This window comes from Mesorhizobium sp. P2_D6, from assembly GCF_056404315.1.
In genome coordinates, this window is the sequence record NZ_JBFUEG010000025.1 from 1 (window position 1) to 18,480 (window position 18,480).

At 63.0% G+C, this 18,480-nt stretch carries 17 protein-coding genes and 1 pseudogene; 1 reads left to right on the forward strand and 17 read right to left on the reverse strand.

Features of this window, described 5'->3' with window-relative positions; all coding sequences use genetic code 11:
• From AC1D1L_RS30490 to mce, 6 genes and pseudogenes are all read right to left on the reverse strand, one after another.
• Positions 1–166, reverse strand: a pseudogene (locus tag AC1D1L_RS30490) (IS5/IS1182 family transposase); the annotation flags it as partial.
• Between the two features lie 76 nt (positions 167–242).
• Positions 243–926 (reverse strand): ABC transporter ATP-binding protein, encoded by a 684-nt coding sequence (locus tag AC1D1L_RS30495; RefSeq protein WP_112565145.1) that lies wholly within the window; start codon positions 924–926, stop codon positions 243–245.
• Complete coding sequence (locus tag AC1D1L_RS30500; RefSeq protein ID WP_477345070.1) at positions 923–2,239, reverse strand: lipoprotein-releasing ABC transporter permease subunit; 1,317 nt, start codon at positions 2,237–2,239, stop codon at positions 923–925. Before AC1D1L_RS30500 ends, AC1D1L_RS30495 begins: the two co-directional genes overlap by 4 nt.
• Positions 2,236–3,564, reverse strand: coding sequence for a proline--tRNA ligase (gene proS, locus AC1D1L_RS30505; RefSeq protein WP_477345071.1), 1,329 nt, complete (start codon positions 3,562–3,564; stop codon positions 2,236–2,238). The genes AC1D1L_RS30500 and proS overlap by 4 nt, the downstream gene beginning before the upstream one ends.
• A 743-nt stretch (positions 3,565–4,307) precedes the next feature.
• A complete protein-coding gene (locus AC1D1L_RS30510; protein WP_477345072.1) occupies positions 4,308–4,592 on the reverse strand; it encodes a DUF1467 family protein in 285 nt (94 codons plus the stop codon).
• Positions 4,589–4,993, reverse strand: a complete 405-nt coding sequence (gene mce / locus AC1D1L_RS30515; RefSeq protein WP_112565137.1) for a methylmalonyl-CoA epimerase — start codon at positions 4,991–4,993, stop codon at positions 4,589–4,591. Before mce ends, AC1D1L_RS30510 begins: the two co-directional genes overlap by 4 nt.
• Before the next feature lie 133 nt (positions 4,994–5,126).
• Between mce and AC1D1L_RS30520 the strand changes: the two genes are divergently transcribed.
• The gene (locus AC1D1L_RS30520; protein ID WP_477345073.1) at positions 5,127–5,969 is read left to right on the forward strand and encodes an MBL fold metallo-hydrolase; all 843 of its coding nucleotides are present in this window, start codon (positions 5,127–5,129) and stop codon (positions 5,967–5,969) included.
• A gap of 21 nt (positions 5,970–5,990) precedes the next feature.
• On the opposite strand, the gene AC1D1L_RS30525 is transcribed toward AC1D1L_RS30520, so the two are convergent.
• The 11 genes from AC1D1L_RS30525 to AC1D1L_RS30575 all read right to left on the reverse strand — a co-directional run bounded on the left by AC1D1L_RS30525 (position 5,991) and on the right by AC1D1L_RS30575 (position 18,478).
• A complete protein-coding gene (locus AC1D1L_RS30525; RefSeq protein ID WP_477345074.1) occupies positions 5,991–7,661 on the reverse strand; it encodes a ribonuclease J in 1,671 nt (556 codons plus the stop codon).
• Between the two features lie 91 nt (positions 7,662–7,752).
• Entirely contained in the window at positions 7,753–8,574 is an 822-nt protein-coding gene (locus tag AC1D1L_RS30530; RefSeq protein ID WP_477345076.1) for a biotin--[acetyl-CoA-carboxylase] ligase, read from the reverse strand.
• Between the two features lie 5 nt (positions 8,575–8,579).
• Positions 8,580–10,016 (reverse strand): NADH-quinone oxidoreductase subunit NuoN, encoded by a 1,437-nt coding sequence (gene nuoN, locus AC1D1L_RS30535; protein WP_477345077.1) that lies wholly within the window; start codon positions 10,014–10,016, stop codon positions 8,580–8,582.
• Positions 10,017–10,034: 18 nt separating this feature from the next.
• Positions 10,035–11,540 (reverse strand): NADH-quinone oxidoreductase subunit M, encoded by a 1,506-nt coding sequence (locus tag AC1D1L_RS30540; RefSeq protein WP_477345078.1) that lies wholly within the window; start codon positions 11,538–11,540, stop codon positions 10,035–10,037.
• On the reverse strand, positions 11,540–13,513 hold the full coding sequence (gene nuoL, locus AC1D1L_RS30545) for an NADH-quinone oxidoreductase subunit L (protein ID WP_477345079.1): 1,974 nt from the start codon (positions 13,511–13,513) through the stop codon (positions 11,540–11,542). Before nuoL ends, AC1D1L_RS30540 begins: the two co-directional genes overlap by 1 nt.
• A 10-nt stretch (positions 13,514–13,523) precedes the next feature.
• Positions 13,524–13,832, reverse strand: coding sequence for an NADH-quinone oxidoreductase subunit NuoK (gene nuoK / locus AC1D1L_RS30550; protein WP_023670810.1), 309 nt, complete (start codon positions 13,830–13,832; stop codon positions 13,524–13,526).
• Position 13,833: 1 nt separating this feature from the next.
• A complete protein-coding gene (locus AC1D1L_RS30555; protein ID WP_352559278.1) occupies positions 13,834–14,454 on the reverse strand; it encodes an NADH-quinone oxidoreductase subunit J in 621 nt (206 codons plus the stop codon).
• A 124-nt stretch (positions 14,455–14,578) separates the two neighbouring features.
• Positions 14,579–15,070 carry an NADH-quinone oxidoreductase subunit NuoI gene (gene nuoI, locus AC1D1L_RS30560; RefSeq protein WP_181055889.1) on the reverse strand — a complete coding sequence of 164 codons (492 nt, stop codon included), beginning with the start codon at positions 15,068–15,070 and terminating at the stop codon, positions 14,579–14,581.
• The gene (nuoH, locus tag AC1D1L_RS30565; RefSeq protein WP_477345080.1) at positions 15,070–16,113 is read right to left on the reverse strand and encodes an NADH-quinone oxidoreductase subunit NuoH; all 1,044 of its coding nucleotides are present in this window, start codon (positions 16,111–16,113) and stop codon (positions 15,070–15,072) included. The genes nuoI and nuoH overlap by 1 nt, the downstream gene beginning before the upstream one ends.
• Before the next feature lie 2 nt (positions 16,114–16,115).
• Positions 16,116–18,197 (reverse strand): NADH-quinone oxidoreductase subunit NuoG, encoded by a 2,082-nt coding sequence (gene nuoG / locus AC1D1L_RS30570; protein ID WP_477345081.1) that lies wholly within the window; start codon positions 18,195–18,197, stop codon positions 16,116–16,118.
• Entirely contained in the window at positions 18,197–18,478 is a 282-nt protein-coding gene (locus AC1D1L_RS30575) for a pentapeptide repeat-containing protein (RefSeq protein WP_477345082.1), read from the reverse strand. Before AC1D1L_RS30575 ends, nuoG begins: the two co-directional genes overlap by 1 nt.
• Between the last annotated feature and the right edge of the window lie 2 nt (positions 18,479–18,480).

An 18,480-nucleotide genomic window follows, 5' to 3' on the forward strand; every position in this document is an offset into this window, starting at 1 on the left:
GGCGGCCGAGCCCCGGCCGATAGAGCCCAGCAAAATCTCGGTCCATCGCAACGAGAGCCGCGTTCACGATCTCCTGTATCACTCGCAACGGATGGTCGCGGCGAACCCGCGCCTCAAGGTCGACATACGAAAACAGCGAACCTGTCCGTTCGTCTGAGCCGCGCATCCAAAAATCCCCAAATCATCTCGGGATCAGTGAATCACGACCCAAACACCCGCGCCAGCACTTCTTCAACAGCCTGCTAAAGCGGCACCACCTTACCCTCGTGCAACGTCACCCGCCGATCCATGCGCGAGGCCAGTTCGTGATTGTGGGTGGCGATCAGCGCGGCAAGGCCGGACTGCCTGACCAGCGCGCCCAGCGCCTCGAAGACATAGGAGGCAGTGACGGGGTCGAGATTGCCGGTCGGCTCGTCGGCCAAAAGCAGCAATGGCGCATTGGCGACGGCACGGGCAATGGCGACGCGCTGCTGCTCGCCGCCCGACAATTCGGACGGCCGGTGCGACGCGCGCTTGCCGATCTGCATGTAGTCGAGCAGCTGTGCCGCGCGCTCCGACGCCTCCTTGCGCGAGAGCCCCTTGATCAGCTGCGGCATCATGATGTTTTCGAGTGCCGAAAATTCCGGCAGCAAATGGTGAAACTGATAGACGAAGCCGACATCGTTGCGGCGGATCGCGGTGCGTTCGTCATCGGACAGCCGTCCGCAGGCGCGGCCGGCCAAAATGACGTCGCCGGCGTCGGGGCGCTCGAGCAGGCCCGCAGTGTGCAAGAGCGTCGACTTGCCGGTGCCCGATGGCGCCACCAGCGCCACCATCTCGCCGCGCTTCAGCGAAAAGTCGGCGCCGTTCAAAATGGTGAGCTTGCGCGGCCCCTGGACATAGTGCCGCTCGACGCTCTTCAGCTCGATAATGATCTCGGACTTCATTCGTATCTCAAGGCCTCGACCGGATCGAGACGGGCGGCCCGCCACGCCGGAAACACGGTGGCCAGGAAGGACAGGCCGAGCGCCATCAGGATGACGTAGGTGGTCTCGCGCGGGTCCATCTTTGCCGGCAACTGGCTGAGGAAATAGAGCTCCGGATTGAACAGCACCTTGCCGGTCATCCAGGAGAAGAACTGGCGGATGGATTCGATGTTGGTGCAGATGAGCACCCCGAGCAGCACGCCGGCGAGCGTGCCGGTGACGCCGATCGCAGCGCCCGTCATCAGGAAGATGCGCAGGATGGCGGCGCGCGAGGCGCCCATCGTGCGCAGGATGGCGATGTCGTGGCCCTTGTCCTTCACCAGCATGATCAGGCCGGAGATGATGTTGAGCGCCGCCACCAGCACGATCAGCGTCAGGATCATGAACATGACGTTGCGCTCGACCTGAAGTGCTGAAAAGAACGTCTCGTTGCGCTGGCGCCAGTCGACCATGTCGATCGGCCGCTGCGCTGCCGCATCGACCAGCGGTTTCAGCGCGTCCACATCGTCGGGATTGTCGACATAGATCTCGATCGTCTGCGCCCTGCCGTCCATGTTGAAATAGAGCTGCGCTTCGGAAAACGGCATGTAGACGATGGAGCTGTCATACTCCGACATGCCGACCTCGAAGATCGCCGCCACCTTGTAGCCCTTCATCCGCGGCGTCGTGCCCATCGGCGTCACATCGCCGTCAGGCGAGATCAGTGTGATGGTGTCGCCGAGCACGAGGCCGAGATTCTCGGCCATGCGCTTGCCGATGGCGACGCCCTCGCCCGAGTCGAAATCGGCGAGCGAACCCTGCTTGACGTTGTTGGCGACGATGGCGATCTTGCCGAGGTCTTCGGCGCGTATGCCGCGCACCAGCGCGCCCATGCCGCCGCCGACATTGCCTTGCGCCAGCACCTGGCCGTCGATCAGCGGAATGGCGTATTTGACGCCGGCCACGCCGTTGATGCGGGCGGCAACCTGCGCGTAGTCCTCAAGCGGCGAATCCAGCGGCTGCACGATCAGATGACCGTTGACGCCGAGGATGCGGGTCAGAAGCTCAGCCCGGAATCCGTTCATCACCGCCATGACGACGATCAGCGTCGCGACGCCGAGCATGATGCCGAGGAAGGAGATCGAGGCGATGACCGAGATCACCGTCTCCTTGCGGCGCGACCGCAGATAGCGCCAGGCAACCATGCGTTCGAACATGGAGAACGGGCCAGCGACCGGAGACTTGACGACCGGAGACTTGGCTACCGGCGATTTCGCTGCCGCGGCTTCGCTCATGCGGTTGTACCGAAGCGTTTCCTGGCCTCAGCCACCGGCAGCGTCTCGCGCTCGCCGGTCCGGCGGTTCTTGATTTCGATCTCGCCGGCGGCGACGCCGCGCGGTCCGACGATCACCTGCCAGGGCAGGCCGATCAGATCCGCGGTGGCGAACTTGCCGCCCGGCCGCTGGTCGGTGTCGTCGTAGAGCACGTCCTTGCCGGCGCCGGTGAAGGCGGCATAGAGCTCGTCGCAGACACGGTCGCAGTCGGCGTCGCCGACCTTCATGTTGATCAGGCCGATGTCGAACGGCGCCACCGCTTCCGGCCAGATGATGCCGTTGTCGTCATGGCTGGCCTCGATGATCGCCGCCACCAGGCGCGACGGACCTATGCCGTAGGAACCGCCGGAGACGAAATGGTCCTTGCCGTCGGGCCCGGTCACTTTGGCGCCCATGGGCTTCGAATATTTGTCGCCGAAATGGAAGATGTGGCCGACCTCGATGCCGCGCGCCGACACCCGGTCCGCTTCGCCGAGCTTGTCCCAGGCCGCCTCGTCATGCATCTCGTCGGTGGCGGCGTAGGGCGTCGTCCACGTCTTGACGATGTCGGCGATCTCGCCGTCATTGGCGAAGTCGGTGTTTTCGCCGGGCACCTGCAGCGACAGATACTCGCGGTCGCAATAGACCTGGCTCTCGCCGGTGTCGGCCAGGATGATGAATTCATGGCTGAGATCGCCGCCGATCGGCCCGGTGTCGGCCCGCATCGGAATGGCCTGCAGGCCCATGCGCGTGAACGTCCTGAGATAGGAAACGAACATCCTGTTATAGGCCGCCTTTGCCCCCTCGAAATCGAGGTCGAAGGAATAGGCGTCCTTCATCAGGAATTCGCGCGAGCGCATGACGCCGAAGCGCGGCCGCACCTCGTCGCGGAACTTCCACTGGATGTGGTAGAGGTTGAGCGGCAAATCCTTGTAGGACTTGACGTAGGCGCGCACGATCTCGGTAACCACTTCCTCATTGGTCGGACCGTAGAGCATGTCGCGGTCTTGCCGGTCCTTGATGCGCAGCATCTCCTTGCCGTAGTCGTCATAGCGGCCGCTTTCGCGCCACAGGTCGGCCGACTGGATGGTCGGCATCAGGATTTCCAGTGCGCCTGCGCGGTTCTGCTCCTCCCGGATGATGCGGCAGACCTTGTCCAGCACCAGCTTGCCCAGCGGCAGCCAGGAAAAGCTGCCCTGCCCCTGCTGGCGGATCATGCCGGCACGCAGCATCAGCCGGTGCGAGACGATCTCGGCCTCGCGCGGATTTTCTTTCAGGATGGGCAGGAAAAACTGCGACAAACGCATGGACAGGTCCGTGAGAGAGGAGGCTGCGCTGGAATCGGCGCGGCTGGCTTGCTTGCCCCGGCTTCATAGCTATTTCGTGACGGAATGGAAACCCGACCCGCGGCATCGGCCCGAAATCGCAAAAAACGATTCTTCTTCTTCCAAAGACCTTCAAACCGAAAACGATAATCCTTGGGCGCAAGGTGCTCCGCCAGGCTGGAAGGTGCTGATACACGCCTTGCGCGTCTGAGCGACGCAGCACACCTGGTCACATTAATGCGGCAGCGCCGGTGTTGTTCGTTTCGCAAGCAAAGCCTGCCGCACTATTGTGCACTGCAGCACAGATTGCCCGTTTGCGGGCAAAATTCTGCGTGACAATTTCATCAGGGTTAGGCTAGTGTGCCCCGATAACCGAGAGGGCGGAGAAAAATCTGCTCTCCTACGCGGTCAAAGTCTTGGGAGGATGCGATCTAGGCGCGGTTACCCGCTGCCGCCGGAAACCGGAAAACAGATCGGAACGCGTTTAAATTGCAAGGCCTTGTGCCTTGCATTTTTTTTGCGCAATCATCTGGTTAGATCTACACATTCCCAAATCACATGAGCTTGCGCCGGCGTGATCTCGCCGCGATTCCATCAGGATTGGCTATTCTTGCGCGCAGAGTTGCTAACCTCAGCCCGAGTGCGCCGAAACTAGACTTCCATGATCCGAAAATAGGCACAAACAGCAGCCTGCCGCCCGCCCGATTTTGTCGGCGGGAAAGGTTTTAGTTAGCCGGTGCCTGGCTGGCTTCGGGGATGATGTGCGGGACTTCGTCGAGGCTGTAACCCAGCCCGTGCGTCAGCCCGTAGAAAATGCCCATGACGACCGCCGTGACGACGGTGGTGCGGATCACGGCGCGCAGCATATGCGGCCCGCGCGGGGCGCTGGCAACGGTGCCCAGCGTCACGTCGTGATCGTCATCCTGCGTATGCACGCTGAAAGGCAGCACGATGAACAGCATCAGCCACCAGGTGATGAAGAACAGCGCGGCAAACGAAATCCAGCTCATGCCTGCTCCAGTTCGACCAGCGTGCCGAAGAAATCCTTGGGATGCAAGAACAGCACCGGTTTGCCGTGGGCGCCGGTTTTGGGATTGCCGTCGCCCAGCACGCGGGCGCCGCTCGCCTTGAGATGATCGCGCGCGGCAAGAATATCGTCGACCTCATAGCAGACATGATGCATGCCGCCCGAGGGGTTCTTCGCCAGGAAAGCCGCGATCGGCGAGCCGTCGCCCAGCGGCTCCAGCAGTTCGATCTTGGTGTTGCCGACATCGACGAACACCACCGTCACGCCGTGCTCCGGCAGTGCCTGCGGCGCGGTGACCTTCGCGCCAAGCGTATCACGGTAAGCGGTAATCGCCGCAGCCAGATCCGGCACGGCAAGCGCGACATGGTTCAGGCGTCCCAGCATGAAACCTCCAGCTTCTATGCTGGCGTCTTACGGCAAATCGGCTGACATCAATAGCCTTTGCCGAGGCGCGCAAGGTCGCACTTCCGAGAACCGTCGGCCTGTTCCAATCGATGTCTGCGAAGTACAAACGGCAATGCCCGATATCCGCTCCCGCGTTTTCAGCTTCGATCTCGGCTCCTTCAAGGTCGCCGCCCTGCTCGACGCCGTCGATCTCCGCGACAATCTGGCGGCTGCCTTCGCACCCGGGCAATCGCCGGGCGCGGTGCGGGAACTCGCCATCTCGAACTTCATCGATCCCGATCGATACGACCATTGCTTCATCCCGACACTGGTCGACACCGGTGCCGAAAAGATTCTGTTCGACACCGGATTCGGCGATGCCGACAGCTCACTCCTGCAATGCCTGCAAGACCTTGGGCTCCAGCCCGGCGACATCGATTTGGTCGTCATCACGCATGGCCACCCCGACCACATCGGGGGCCTCGTCCACAACGGCGAAGCCGTCTTCAGCCGGGCGCGCTACGTGTTCGGTGCGGCAGAATTCGTCTTCTGGACCGAGGCCGATACGGTGCGCGAAACCAGGCTGAGCAATCGCGATCTGTTCCTGCGTGTCTGCGCCGGCCTTGTCGACCGCGCGACATTCGTAGCGCCCGGAGACGAGGTCGTGCCGGGCATCACCGCCATCGACGCCGCCGGCCATTCGCCGGGACTGCTGGCGTTCCACGTCGAAAGCGATGGGCAGCAATTGCTCATCTGGTCGGACGCCTTTCTGCACTCTGTCGTGTCGATCCAGCGCCCTGAGTGGCATGCCGATCTCGACGACGAGAAGGAGCAGGCCGTCGAGACCCGCAAGCGCCTGCTGAAAATGGCCGCCCACCACCGGCTGCTTGTCGCCGGCTATCATATGCCGTTTCCGGGTCTCGGGCACATCGAGCAGGTGGACGGGACGTTTCGCTGGCTTCCCGCCACCAGCTGAACTCCAGCGGATGGCGTCACCCTAGCGCGTGACGAACACCGTCACCAGCGGCTTCTTGCCCCAGGCTTCGTTGGCGGCGCCGCGCACGGCGCGACGCACCGCTTCCTGCACCAGATCGAGGTCCTTGCGACGTTGGCGCGGGATGGAGTCCACCGCGCCGACGGCCGCGTCGAGCATCAGATCTTCCATGTTCTCGCCACGGGCATCCGCTTCGGCGACGCCGATGGCGACCAGATCGGGATCGCCGGCCAGCTCATATTTGTCGTCGAGCACGACATTGACCGCGACATGGCCGGCGAAGGAGAGCTTGCGCCGGTCGCGTATGCCCATAGCCTGGTCGGTACCGATCAGCCTGCCATCCTTGTAGATGCGGCCGAATGGCACCTGGTCGATGATCGTGGCGGGACCGGGCGCCAGCCTCAGCATGTCGCCGTCGCGCACCTGCGCGACCTGGCCGATACCGGAGGTCGACATCAGCGACCCCTGCGCCACCAGATGCGCGGCTTCGCCATGCACGGGAACGCCGATTTGCGGCCGCACCCATTCATACATCTTGCGCAATTCGCTGCGGCGCGGATGGCCGGAGACATGCACCAGCGCGTCGCCGTCCTCGATGATCTTGATGCCGAGGTCGATCAGGCGGTTCTTGATCTCGAGGATCGCCTTCTCATTGCCGGGAATGGTGCGCGAGGAAAACACCACCGTGTCGCCTGCCGTCAGAGACACCGATTTCATCTCTTCGCGCGACAGTTTGGCCAGTGCCGCCAGCGGCTCGCCCTGGCTGCCGGTGCAGATGATGACCAGGTTTTCGCGCGGGATGAAACCGAAGTCTTCTTCGGCGATGAACTCGGGCAACCCGTCCATGTAGCCGAGTTCACCGGCCACATCGATGACACGCCTCAGCGAGCGGCCGAGCACCAGGCACTGCCGGCCAGCGTCACGCGCCGCCTTAGCGATCGAGACGATGCGCCCGACATTGGACGAGAAGGTGGTGACCGCGACGCGGCCGACGGCGCTCTGGATGACACCCCTGAGACCCTCGCCAACCGCCACTTCCGACGGCGATTCGCCTTCCCTGAGCGCATTGGTCGAATCGCAGACCAGCGCCAGCACGCCCTTGTCTCCGTAGGCGCGGAAGCGCGCTTCGTCGGTTTTGGGACCGATCGTCGGTTCCGGATCGATCTTCCAGTCGCCGGTATGGATGACCGTGCCGGCCGGCGAGGTAATCGCCAGCGACATCGGCTCGGGGATCGAATGCGCCACCGGAATGGCCTCGATCTCGAACGGACCGACGGTAAACGTCTCGCCTGCCCGGTAGATCGTCACCGGGATCTTCGGCGCGCCCTGTTCGCCCTGGCGCTTGGCGTCCAGCAGGCCGGCGCTGAACGGCGTCATCCACACCGGCGCCTTCAGCTTCGGCCAGGTATCGAGCAGCGCGCCATAATGGTCTTCATGCGCGTGGGTGATGATGATGCCACGCAGATTGGCGAGGTTCTCCTCGATAAAGCGCGTATCGGGCAGGATCAGGTCGACGCCCGGATGCGCCGCATCGGGAAAGGTGACGCCGACATCGACGACGATCCATTCGCGGGCACTGGGCGTCCCGTAGCCGTAAAGGGCGAAGTTCATGCCGATCTCGCCGACGCCGCCAAGCGGCACGAAGACGAGTTCGGCGTTTTGCGCTTTCGCCATCAATTTTCCCTTCCCGGCCGTTGCGGCCAGCCCCTTAAGCAATTCCAGGAAAAGTGTGTAACGGTTTTCCCACAGGAATTGCGCACAACAATCAGACTCTTGCCGACGCGACCGCGCCGAAATGCACGTCGCCGGCGGCTACCGTCACGACCGACCCCTCATCATCGCGGATCACGAAACGGCAGTCCTCGTCAATGGTCTCGAAGGTACCGCGCACGACATTCCCGTCAATCCTGACAGCAACCTCGCCGCCAAGCCCCGCCGCACGCGCCAGCCAGCGCCGCCGGATGGCATCGAGCCCGCGTCCTTCGTCCCACAGCCGCGCATTGTCGGTCCACGCATCCGACAGCGCCAGAAACAGCGTTTCGGCATCGCATGTCGCGCCAAGCGCCTGCAGCGATGTCGCCGGATACGGCATATCCTCGGGATATGCCACCACATTGACGCCGATGCCGACCGCCACCGCGAAGCGGCCGCCATCGAGAATGGCCGATTCCAACAGGATCCCGGCCAGCTTGGCGCCGGAGGCCAGCACATCGTTCGGCCATTTCAGCTCGAAACGGTTCTTGCCGTCGCTTCCGCCGTCGAGGCCGATGGCGATCCTGCCCTTCGGCACCACGGCGTCGAGCGCGTCGGCCAGCGACAGGCCGGCGACGAAGCCGAGCGTCGCGGCAATGCGAAGCTCACCGCCGGTGATGACGAGCAAAGTCGCCGCCAGATTGCCTTCGGGCGATACCCAGGCACGGCCACGGCGGCCGCGCCCGCTTTCCTGCTTTTTGGAAACGACCCACAATTTGCCGGGGTCGCCTGCCCTTGCATGGTCCAGCGCCACCGTGTTGGTGGAGCCGATACTGTCATGGGCCTCGAGCCGGAACCCTTCCGTCTCAGAGGTTGGAGCCAGCCGAAATGCCATCCCGCTCAGAAAAATGTCTTGGCGGCGGCTTCGGCGTAGGTCGCGATCGGACCGCCGATCAGCACATAGAACAGCACGAAAGCGCCGGAGACGCCGAGCACGAGGCGCAGTTCACTGGCCATCGGCACGAAGCCGCCCGCCGGTTCGTCGAACCACATGATCTTGATGATGCGCAGATAGTAATAGGCGCCCACGACCGAAGCCAGCACGCCGATGATCGCCAGCGCGTAGAGGTTGGCGTTGATGGCGGCGAGGAAGACGTACCACTTCCCCCAGAAGCCGGCGAGCGGCGGGATGCCGGCCAGCGAGAACATCAATATGGTCAGGATCGTCGCCATGATCGGGTTGGTCGACGAGAGACCGGCGAGATCGCTGATCTGCTCGACATTGCCTTCCTTGCGCCGCATGGCGAGGATGAAGGCGAAGGTGCCGAGCGTCATCACCAGATAGATCAGCATGTAGATGGCGACGCCGCGCACACCGGCCTCGCTGTTGGCCGCAAGACCGACCAGCGCATAGCCCATATGGCCGATCGAGGAGTACGCCATCAGTCGCTTGATGTTGGTCTGGCCGATGGCGGCAAAGGCGCCGAGCGCCATCGAGGCGATCGAGATGAAGACGACGATTTGCTGCCAGTCGGAAGCGATCGGCTTGAAGGCGCCCATGGTGACGCGCACGATCAGCGCCATCGCCGCCATCTTGGGGGCTGCCGCCAGGAAGGCGGTGACCGGCGTCGGTGCGCCCTCGTAAACATCCGGCGTCCACATATGGAACGGCACCGCCGAGATCTTGAAGGCGAGGCCGGCCAGCACGAAGACCAGGCCGACGACGAGGCCAAGCTGGCGTTCGCCGCTGCCAAGTGCGGAGGCAATTTCCTGGAAGCCGACATTGCCGGTGTAGCCGTAGACCAGGCTGATGCCGTAGAGCAGCATGCCCGACGACAGCGCGCCGAGCACGAAGTACTTCAGGCCGGCCTCGGTCGAGCGCAGATTGTCGCGGTTGATCGCCGCCAGCACGTAGATCGCCAGCGATTGCAGTTCGAGGCCGAGATAGAGCCCGATCATGCCGTTGGCCGAGATCATCAGCATCATGCCGAGCGTGCAGAGCAGGATCAGCACCGGGTATTCGAACTTGTCGAAATGCTCCTGCTTGGCAAAGCGCATCGACATCACCAGCGTCACTGCCGAACCGACGAGCGACAGCACCTTCATAAAGCGGGAGAAAGGATCCTGGATAAAGGCGTTGCCGTAGGCGCTGCCCTGCCCCGTGGAAAAGACCAGCCATATGCCTGATATCACCAGCACGGCGACGGCAAGGCCGGTCACCATGTTGACGGCGTTGGCGCGCGAATAGGCGCCGACCATCAACAGCGCCAGCGCGCCGATGGCGAGGATCAGCTCCGGCGTCGAGAGCGAAAGGCTGGAGTAAAGGTCCGGCGTCATGGTTCGCAAAACCTCTGGTCAGTTCGCCGCCGCGGTCTGCGCGGCGCCGATGGATGCGGTGACATTGGTGACGAGCGCCTTGACCGACTGGGCCGTGGCATCGAAGACGGGAGCGGGATAGACGCCGTAGAAGATGACCAGCACGACCAGCGGGTAGATGATCGCCTTCTCGCGCGTCGAGAGATCGAGCAGGCCCTTCAGGCTTTCCTTGGTCAGCGCGCCGAAGATCACCCGGCGGTAGAGCCAGAGCGCGTAGGCCGCCGACAGGATGACGCCGGTGGCGGCGAAGAACGCCACCCAGGTGTTGACCCGGAACACGCCGAGCATGGTCAGGAACTCGCCGACGAAGCCCGAGGTGCCGGGCAGGCCGACATTGGCCATGGTGAAGACCATGAACACGGTGGCGTAGTTCGGCATGTTGTTGACCAGACCGCCATAGGCGTCGATCTCGCGTGTGTGCATGCGGTCGTAGATGACGCCGACGCACAGGAACAGCGCGCCGGACACCAGGCCGTGCGACAGCATCTGGAAGATCGCGCCCTGCACGCCTTCCTGGTTCATGGCGAAGATGCCCATGGTGACGAAGCCCATATGGGCGACCGAGGAATAGGCGATCAGCTTCTTCATGTCCTCCTGCATCAGCGCCACCAGCGACGTGTAGATGATGGCGACGACCGACAGCGTGAACACCAGTGGCGCAAACATTTCCGACGCCAGCGGGAACATCGGCAGCGAGAAGCGCAGGAAGCCGTATCCGCCCATTTTGAGCAGGATGGCGGCCAGGATCACCGAGCCCGCCGTCGGCGCCTCGACGTGCGCGTCAGGCAGCCAGGTGTGCACCGGCCACATCGGCATCTTCACGGCGAAAGAGGCGAAGAAGGCGAGCCATAGCCATGTCTGCATGCTGGCCGGGAAATTGTGGGTCAAAAGCGTCGGAATGTCGGTGGTGCCGGACTGGAAGAACATCGCCATGATGGCGAGCAGCATCAGCACCGAGCCGGCCAGCGTATAGAGGAAGAACTTGAACGAGGCATAGACGCGGCGCTTGCCGCCCCAGACGCCGATGATGATGAACATCGGGATCAGGCCGGCCTCGAAGAAGACGTAGAACAGCACGATGTCGAGCGCGCAGAACACGCCGATCATCAGCGTTTCCAGGAGCAGGAAGGCGATCATGTAGGCCTTGACGCGCTTGTCGATCGCTTCCCACGACGCCAGGATGCAAAGCGGCATCAGGAACGTCGTCAGGATGACGAACAGCATCGAAATGCCGTCGACGCCCATATGGTAGGAAATGCCCGAATCCAGCCAGGCGAACTTCTCGACGAACTGGAAGCCGGCCTGCGAATTGTCGAAGCCGGTCCAGATGAACAGCGAGATGATGAAGGTGGCCGCCGTCGTTGTGAACGCGATGGCGCGGATGTTGCGGCGTGCGTTTTCGCTGTCGTTCCTGATGAACAGGATCAGCAGCACACCCACCAGCGGCAGGAAGGTGACCAGCGAGAGGATTGGCCAGGCGGTCATCAGAGCATCATCCAGGTGACGAGTGCGGCCACGCCGATCAGCATGGCGAAGGCATAGTGATAGAGGTAGCCGGTCTGCAGCTTGACGACACGGTTGGTGACGTCGACGACGCGCGCCGAAACGCCGTCCGGCCCGAGCCCGTCGATGATGGTGCCGTCGCCGGTCTTCCACAGGAACCTGCCCAGCGCCTTGGCCGGCCGCACGAACAGGACGTCGTAGAGCTCGTCGAAATACCACTTGTTGAGCAGGAAGGCATAGAGCAGGCGATGGTTGGCGGCGACACTCCGGGGCAGTTCCGGCGAGCGTATGTAGAACTTCCAGGCGACGGCAAAGCCGATGACCATGGCGACGAACGGTGCCAGCTCGACCCACAGCGGCAATTCGTGGATATCGTGCAGGATGTGATTGTCCGGCAGCGTGAACAGCGACGCCTTCCAGAACTCGGCATAGCCCTCGCCGATGAAGGCGTTGTGGAAGATGATGCCGGCAAACAGCGCGCCCGCGGCCAGGATGAACAGCGGCACCAGCATCACCGGCGGCGATTCATGGACGTGGTGCATGACGTCGTGGCTCGCCCGCGGCTCGCCGTGGAAGGTCATGAAGATCAGCCGCCAGGAGTAGAACGAGGTGAAGCAGGCGGCGATGACCAGCAGGATGAAGGCGAGGCCGGCGACCGCATTGTGCCCGGCAAAGGCAGCCTCGATGATGGCGTCCTTGGAGAAGAAGCCGGCGGTGCCGATAACGGTCACCGGAATGCCGACGCCGGTCAGCGCCAGCGTGCCGATCACCATCATCCAGTAGGTCTTGGGAATGAGCTTCCGCAGGCCACCCATCTTGCGCATGTCCTGCTCGTCGGAGACGGCATGGATGACCGAGCCCGAACCGAGGAACAGCAGCGCCTTGAAGAAGGCGTGCGTGAACAAGTGGAAGATGGCAGCGCCATAAGCGCCGACGCCGAGCGCGACGAACATGTAGCCGAGCTGCGAGCAGGTCGAATAGGCGATGACGCGCTTGATGTCGTTCTGGACCAGGCCGACGGTCGCCGCGAAGAAGGCGGTGAAGGCGCCGATGAAGGTGACCACCGTCAGCGCCGAATGCGACAGCTCGAACAGCGGCGACAGGCGCGCCAGCATGAACACGCCGGCCGTGACCATGGTGGCGGCATGGATGAGGGCGGAGACCGGCGTCGGGCCTTCCATGGCGTCCGGCAGCCAGGTGTGCAGCGGCACCTGCGCCGACTTGCCCATGGCGCCCATGAACAGCAGCAGACAGACGATGGTCATGGCCGAGTGCTTGTCGAGCGCATAGCCAAGGAAGGTGAGAACGGCAGCACCGTGCTCAGCGCCTTCGGTCGGAATGAACGTCGCGGCATTGGCGAAGATGGTGCCGAGATTGACCGAGCCGAACAGCACGAAGACGCCGAAAATGCCGAGCGCGAAGCCGAAATCGCCGACGCGGTTGACGACGAAGGCCTTGATGGCCGCGGCATTGGCCGACGGCTTCTTGTACCAGAAGCCAATCAGCAGATAGGAAGCGAGACCGACGCCCTCCCAGCCGAAGAACATCTGCACCAGATTGTCGGCCGTCACCAGCATCAACATGGCGAAGGTGAACAGCGACAGATAGGCAAAGAAGCGCGGCCGGTTCGGGTCGTGGTGCATGTAGCCGATCGAATAGATGTGAACCAGCGCCGACACGGTGTTGACCACCACCAGCATGACCACCGTCAGCGTGTCGATCCTGAGCGCCCAGGAGGCGTCCAGCCCGCCCGACTGGATCCAGCGCAGCACCGGCACGGTGAACACCTCGCCCTCGCCGAAGCCGACGGAGAAGAAGGCGACCCAGGACAGCACGGCCGAGATCACCAGGAAGCCCGAGGTGATGTATTCCGATGCCTTGGCGCCGAGCGAATTGCCGAACAGGCCGACAATCAGGAAGCCCAGCAGCGGAAGGAAGACGATCGCTTGATACATAACTGCCTCGTCAACCCTTCATCTGGTTCACGTCTTCGACCGCGATTGAGCCGCGGTTGCGGAAGAAGACGACAAGAATGGCAAGACCGATGGCCGCTTCAGCGGCCGCGACCGTCAGCACGAACAGCGCAAACACCTGTCCGACGAGATCGCCGAGTGCCGCCGAGAAGGCGACGAAATTGATGTTGACGGCCAAAAGGATCAGCTCGATCGACATCAGGATGACGATGATGTTGCGGCGGTTCAGGAAGATGCCGAACACGCCGAGCGTGAACAGGATCGCCGATACGGTGAGGTAATGTGCGATGCCGACGACCATCTCAGAGCCCCTCGCCCGACTTGACCTTGCGGATTTCCATGCCCGTCGCCGGCGTTCGGCCAACCTGGGCTGCGATCGACTGCCGCTTGACCCCTTCCTTGTGGCGCAGCGTCAAGACGATCGCGCCGATCATGGCGACCAGCAGGATGAGGCCCGAAATCTGGAAGTAGTAGAGGTAGTCGGTATAGAGGATGTCGCCGAGGGCGGCGGTGTTGGTCCGCGCGGCGAGGTCCGGGATCGGCTTCGAGACCGTCGACGCCAGCTGCGGCGCGAATGTGTAACCGCCAAGCACCACGATCAGCTCCGCCGCCAGGATCAGCCCGACCATCGCGCCGATCGGCGCATATTGCAGAGCGCCCTCCTTCATCTCGGCGAAGTCGACATCGAGCATCATGACGACGAACAGGAACAGCACCATGACGGCGCCGACGTAGACGACGAGCAGGATCATCGCCAGGAACTCGGCGCCGGTCAGCATGAACAGGCCGGCGGCGTTGAAGAAGGTCAGGATCAGGAACAGCACGGAATGCACAGGGTTACGCGCCGAAATGACCATGAAGGCCGACGCCACCGCGACAAAGGCGAAGAGGTAGAAAAAGGCCGCCTCTAGTCCACTCAGCATTGGGGATCCCCCGGGTTCCTGTCCGAAACAGGACATCCGTCCTGTTCGATGTTTGCGACCGCCTCCGGCCGGCAAGTTGCGTTGTCCTTAGACGAGGCCCCTCGCCCCGTCCATGCGTCAAATGTCAGCGGTAGGGCGAGTCCAGCGAGATGTTGCGCGCCAGTTCGCGCTCCCACCGGTCGCCATTCGCCAGCAGCCTGTCCTTGTCGTAGTAAAGCTCCTCGCGCGTCTCCGTAGCGAATTCGAAATTCGGCCCCTCGACGATGGCGTCGACCGGGCAGGCTTCCTGGCAGAAGCCGCAATAGATGCACTTCACCATGTCGATGTCGTAGCGCACGGTACGGCGCGTGCCGTCATTGCGGCGCGGGCCGGCCTCGATGGTGATCGCCTGCGCCGGGCAGATCGCTTCGCACAGCTTGCAGGCGATGCAGCGCTCCTCGCCATTGGGATAGCGGCGCAGCGCATGTTCGCCCCGGAAGCGCGGGCTGACCGGACCCTTCTCGTGCGGATAGTTGATCGTCTCCTTCGGCGCGAAGAACTGGCGCATCGACAGGAAGAAGGCGCTGACGAAATCCTGCAGCAGCAGCGATTTGGCGGCTTGGCCAAGAGCGGACATCACGCAAACCCCGTGATCTTGAGAAAGGCGGCGACGATTACCACCATCGCCAGCGAAATCGGCAGGAAGACTTTCCAGCCAAGACGCATCAGCTGGTCGTAGCGGTAGCGCGGCACGAAGGCCTTCACCATCGAGAACATGAAGAACATCAGGCAGATCTTGAGCACGAACCAGATCACGCCGGGCACCCAGGTGAAGGGCGCGAAGTCGAAGGGAGGCAGCCAGCCGCCGAGGAACAGGATGGTGGCCAGCGCGCACATCAGCACCACGGCGACATATTCGCCGAGGAAGAACAAAAGGAACGGCGTCGAGGAATATTCGACCATGTGGCCGGCGACGAGTTCGGATTCGGCTTCCACCAGATCGAAGGGTGGGCGGTTCGTCTCGGCCAGCGCCGAGATGAAAAAGATGACGAACATCGGGAACAGCGCCAGCCAGTGCCAGTCGAGGAAGCTGTTGGGCAGACCAAGCCTGGTGCCCAGCCCGTCTTGCTGCGACATCACGATGTCCGACAGGTTGAGCGAGCCGACGCAAAGCAGCACGGTGACGATGACGAAGCCGATCGAGACTTCGTAGGACACCATCTGCGCCGCCGAGCGCAGCGCACCAAGGAATGGATATTTCGAGTTGGACGCCCAGCCGCCCATGATCACGCCATAGACCTCGAGCGAGGAGATGGCGAAGACGTAGAGGATGCCGACATTGACGTTGGCGATTGCCCAGCCGGCATTGACGGGAATAACCGCCCAGGCAGAGATCGCCAGCACCGCCGACACCAGCGGCGCCAAAAGGAAGACGCCCTTGTTGGCGCCGGACGGAATGACCGGCTCCTTGAAGACGAACTTCAACAGATCGGCGAAAGCCTGCAACGTGCCCCACGGGCCGACGACGTTCGGGCCGCGGCGCAGCTGCACCGCCGCCCAAATCTTGCGGTCGGCGTAAAGCAGGTAGGCGACCCCGATCAGCAAAACGACGATCAGCACGACCGACTTCAAGAGGATGATCAGCGTCGGCAGCACGTAGAAGGAGAAGAAAGTGTCCATGTCTACTCTGCCGCCTGCCTGAAGCCGTTTTTCGCCAGCGCCGAGCACTCAGCCATCACGGCCGACGCCCGCGCGATCGGGTTGGTCAGATAGAAGTCCGTGACCGGCGAGGTGAAAGTGCCCTTGTTCAGCCGCCCGCCGAGCTTCGCCACCTTGGCGATGTCGTCGGCGTTACCGGCCTCGACATGATCGATGCGGGCGAGGTGCGGGTATTCGCCATAGAGCTTGGCGCGCAGCTGCTGCAGCGAATCGAACGGCAGCTTCTTGCCGAGCACATCCGACAGTGCCCTGAGAATCGCCCAGTCCTCGCGCGCATCGCCCGGCGCGAAGCCGGCGCGGTTGGTCTGCTGCACGCGTCCCTCGGTGTTGACATAGGTGCCGGACTTTTCGGTATAGGCCGCGCCCGGCAGGATGACATTGGCGCGGTGCGCGCCGGCGTCGCCATGCGTGCCGACATAGACGACGAAAGCGCCGCCGGTCTTCGACATGTCGATCTCGTCGGCGCCGAGCAGGAACAGCACATCGCTCGCGCCGAGCATGCCGGCGACATTCTTGCCGCCCTCGCCCGGCACGAAGCCGACATCGAGGCCGCCGACACGGGCGGCCGCATTGTGCAGCACGGCAAAGCCGTTCCAGTCGGCGCGGGCAGCGTTGACGGCAGCGGCGAGCTTCGCTGCCTGGCCGAGGACCGCAGAGCCATCGGCGCGCGCGAGTGCGCCCTGGCCGACGATGATCAGCGGATGCGTCGCCTTCTTCAGAGCCTGGAAGAACTTGCCATTGCCGTCGGCCAGATCTTTCAGCGATTCCGGACCGGCGCCCAGCTGTTCATAGTCGTAGCGTGTGTCGCCGACTTCGCCGATGACGCCGACCGGCAGATTGCCGATGCGCCAGCGCTTGCGGATGCGGGCGTTGAGCACCGAAGCCTCGAAGCGCGGATTGGCGCCGATGATCAGCACCGCGTCCGCCTGCTCGATGCCTTCGATGGTCGGATTGAAGATATAGCTGGCGCGGCCAAGCGCCGGATCGAGTGCGGCGCCATCCTGGCGGCAGTCGATGTTCTTCGAGCCCAGCGCAGCCATAAGCTGCTTCAATGCGTAGATCTCTTCGACCGCAGCGAGATCGCCGGCAATGGCGCCGATCTTCTCGGGCGCAGCCTTCGACACCGCATCCTTGATTGCCGCGAAGGCTTCGGCCCAGCTGGCGGGCGCCAGCTTGCCGTCCTTGCGCACATAGGGGCGGTCGAGGCGCTGCGTACGCAGCCCATCCCAGATGAAGCGGGTCTTGTCGGAAATCCACTCCTCGTTCACCGCTTCGTTGACGCGCGGCAGGATGCGCATCACTTCGCGGCCGCGGCTATCAACGCGGATCGCCGAGCCGACGGCGTCCATGACGTCAATGGATTCGGTCTTGGTCAGCTCCCACGGCCGCGCCTGGAAGGCGAAAGGCTTCGAGGTCAGCGCGCCGACCGGGCAGAGATCGATGACATTGCCCTGCAGCTCCGAGGTCATCGCGCTTTCGAGATAGGTGGTGATCTCGGCGTCCTCGCCGCGGCCGATCAGGCCGAGCTCGGAAATGCCGGCGACTTCCGTGGTGAAGCGGACGCAGCGCGTGCAGTGGATGCAGCGGTTCATCACCGTCTTGACCAGCGGGCCGATATACTTGTCTTCGACCGCGCGCTTGTTCTCGTGATAGCGCGAGGAATCGACGCCGAAGGCCATTGCCTGGTCCTGCAGGTCGCACTCGCCGCCCTGGTCGCAGATCGGGCAATCCAGCGGATGGTTGATCAGCAGGAACTCCATCACGCCTTCCCGGGCCTTCTTGACCATCGGCGTGTTGGTGAAGATTTCCGGCGGCTCGCCGTTCGGGCCGGGGCGCAGGTCGCGCACGCCCATGGCGCAGGAAGCCTGCGGCTTGGGCGGCCCGCCCTTCACCTCGATCAGGCACATGCGGCAATTGCCGGCGATCGACAGCCGCTCATGGAAGCAGAAGCGCGGCACTTCCGCGCCGGCGTCCTCGGCCGCCTGCAGCAGCGTATAGTGGTCGGGTACAGTGATCTCTTTCCCGTCGACCTTGAGCTTTGCCATCAATTGCCCCCGGCGGTCTGCGCCGTCTCATATCCCTGAAACAGATCGCTCAACCTGATGCCATTGATCATCATGCCGGCGAGTTCAGCGTTTTCTATCTTCAAATTGCTCATATTCACATTGCTGAAAAACGCGTTCGAGAGGTTCGCGTCTTCCACCAGGACGGCCGACAGGTTCACGTTGTGAAACTGCGTGTTCGACAGGTTCACATCGTCAAATCTGGAGTTGCTGACGATGGCATTGCGCACATCGAGAACTTCGCTCCTGTCGTGGACATCCATGC

Bases quoted from the DNA above. Each gene is read 5' to 3' on its own strand.
- AC1D1L_RS30495 (WP_112565145.1), bottom strand. From the start codon at position 926: ATGAAGTCCGAGATCATTATCGAGCTGAAGAGCGTCGAGCGGCACTAT.
- AC1D1L_RS30500 (WP_477345070.1), bottom strand. From the start codon at position 2,239: ATGAGCGAAGCCGCGGCAGCGAAATCGCCGGTAGCCAAGTCTCCGGTC.
- proS (WP_477345071.1), bottom strand. From the start codon at position 3,564: ATGCGTTTGTCGCAGTTTTTCCTGCCCATCCTGAAAGAAAATCCGCGC.
- AC1D1L_RS30510 (WP_477345072.1), bottom strand. From the start codon at position 4,592: ATGAGCTGGATTTCGTTTGCCGCGCTGTTCTTCATCACCTGGTGGCTG.
- mce (WP_112565137.1), bottom strand. From the start codon at position 4,993: ATGCTGGGACGCCTGAACCATGTCGCGCTTGCCGTGCCGGATCTGGCT.
- AC1D1L_RS30520 (WP_477345073.1), top strand. From the start codon at position 5,127: ATGCCCGATATCCGCTCCCGCGTTTTCAGCTTCGATCTCGGCTCCTTC.
- AC1D1L_RS30525 (WP_477345074.1), bottom strand. From the start codon at position 7,661: ATGGCGAAAGCGCAAAACGCCGAACTCGTCTTCGTGCCGCTTGGCGGC.
- AC1D1L_RS30530 (WP_477345076.1), bottom strand. From the start codon at position 8,574: ATGGCATTTCGGCTGGCTCCAACCTCTGAGACGGAAGGGTTCCGGCTC.
- nuoN (WP_477345077.1), bottom strand. From the start codon at position 10,016: ATGACGCCGGACCTTTACTCCAGCCTTTCGCTCTCGACGCCGGAGCTG.
- AC1D1L_RS30540 (WP_477345078.1), bottom strand. From the start codon at position 11,540: ATGACCGCCTGGCCAATCCTCTCGCTGGTCACCTTCCTGCCGCTGGTG.
- nuoL (WP_477345079.1), bottom strand. From the start codon at position 13,513: ATGTATCAAGCGATCGTCTTCCTTCCGCTGCTGGGCTTCCTGATTGTC.
- nuoK (WP_023670810.1), bottom strand. From the start codon at position 13,832: ATGGTCGTCGGCATCGCACATTACCTCACCGTATCGGCGATCCTGTTC.
- AC1D1L_RS30555 (WP_352559278.1), bottom strand. From the start codon at position 14,454: ATGCTGAGTGGACTAGAGGCGGCCTTTTTCTACCTCTTCGCCTTTGTC.
- nuoI (WP_181055889.1), bottom strand. From the start codon at position 15,070: ATGTCCGCTCTTGGCCAAGCCGCCAAATCGCTGCTGCTGCAGGATTTC.
- nuoH (WP_477345080.1), bottom strand. From the start codon at position 16,113: ATGGACACTTTCTTCTCCTTCTACGTGCTGCCGACGCTGATCATCCTC.
- nuoG (WP_477345081.1), bottom strand. From the start codon at position 18,197: ATGGCAAAGCTCAAGGTCGACGGGAAAGAGATCACTGTACCCGACCAC.
- AC1D1L_RS30575 (WP_477345082.1), bottom strand. From the start codon at position 18,478: ATGGATGTCCACGACAGGAGCGAAGTTCTCGATGTGCGCAATGCCATC.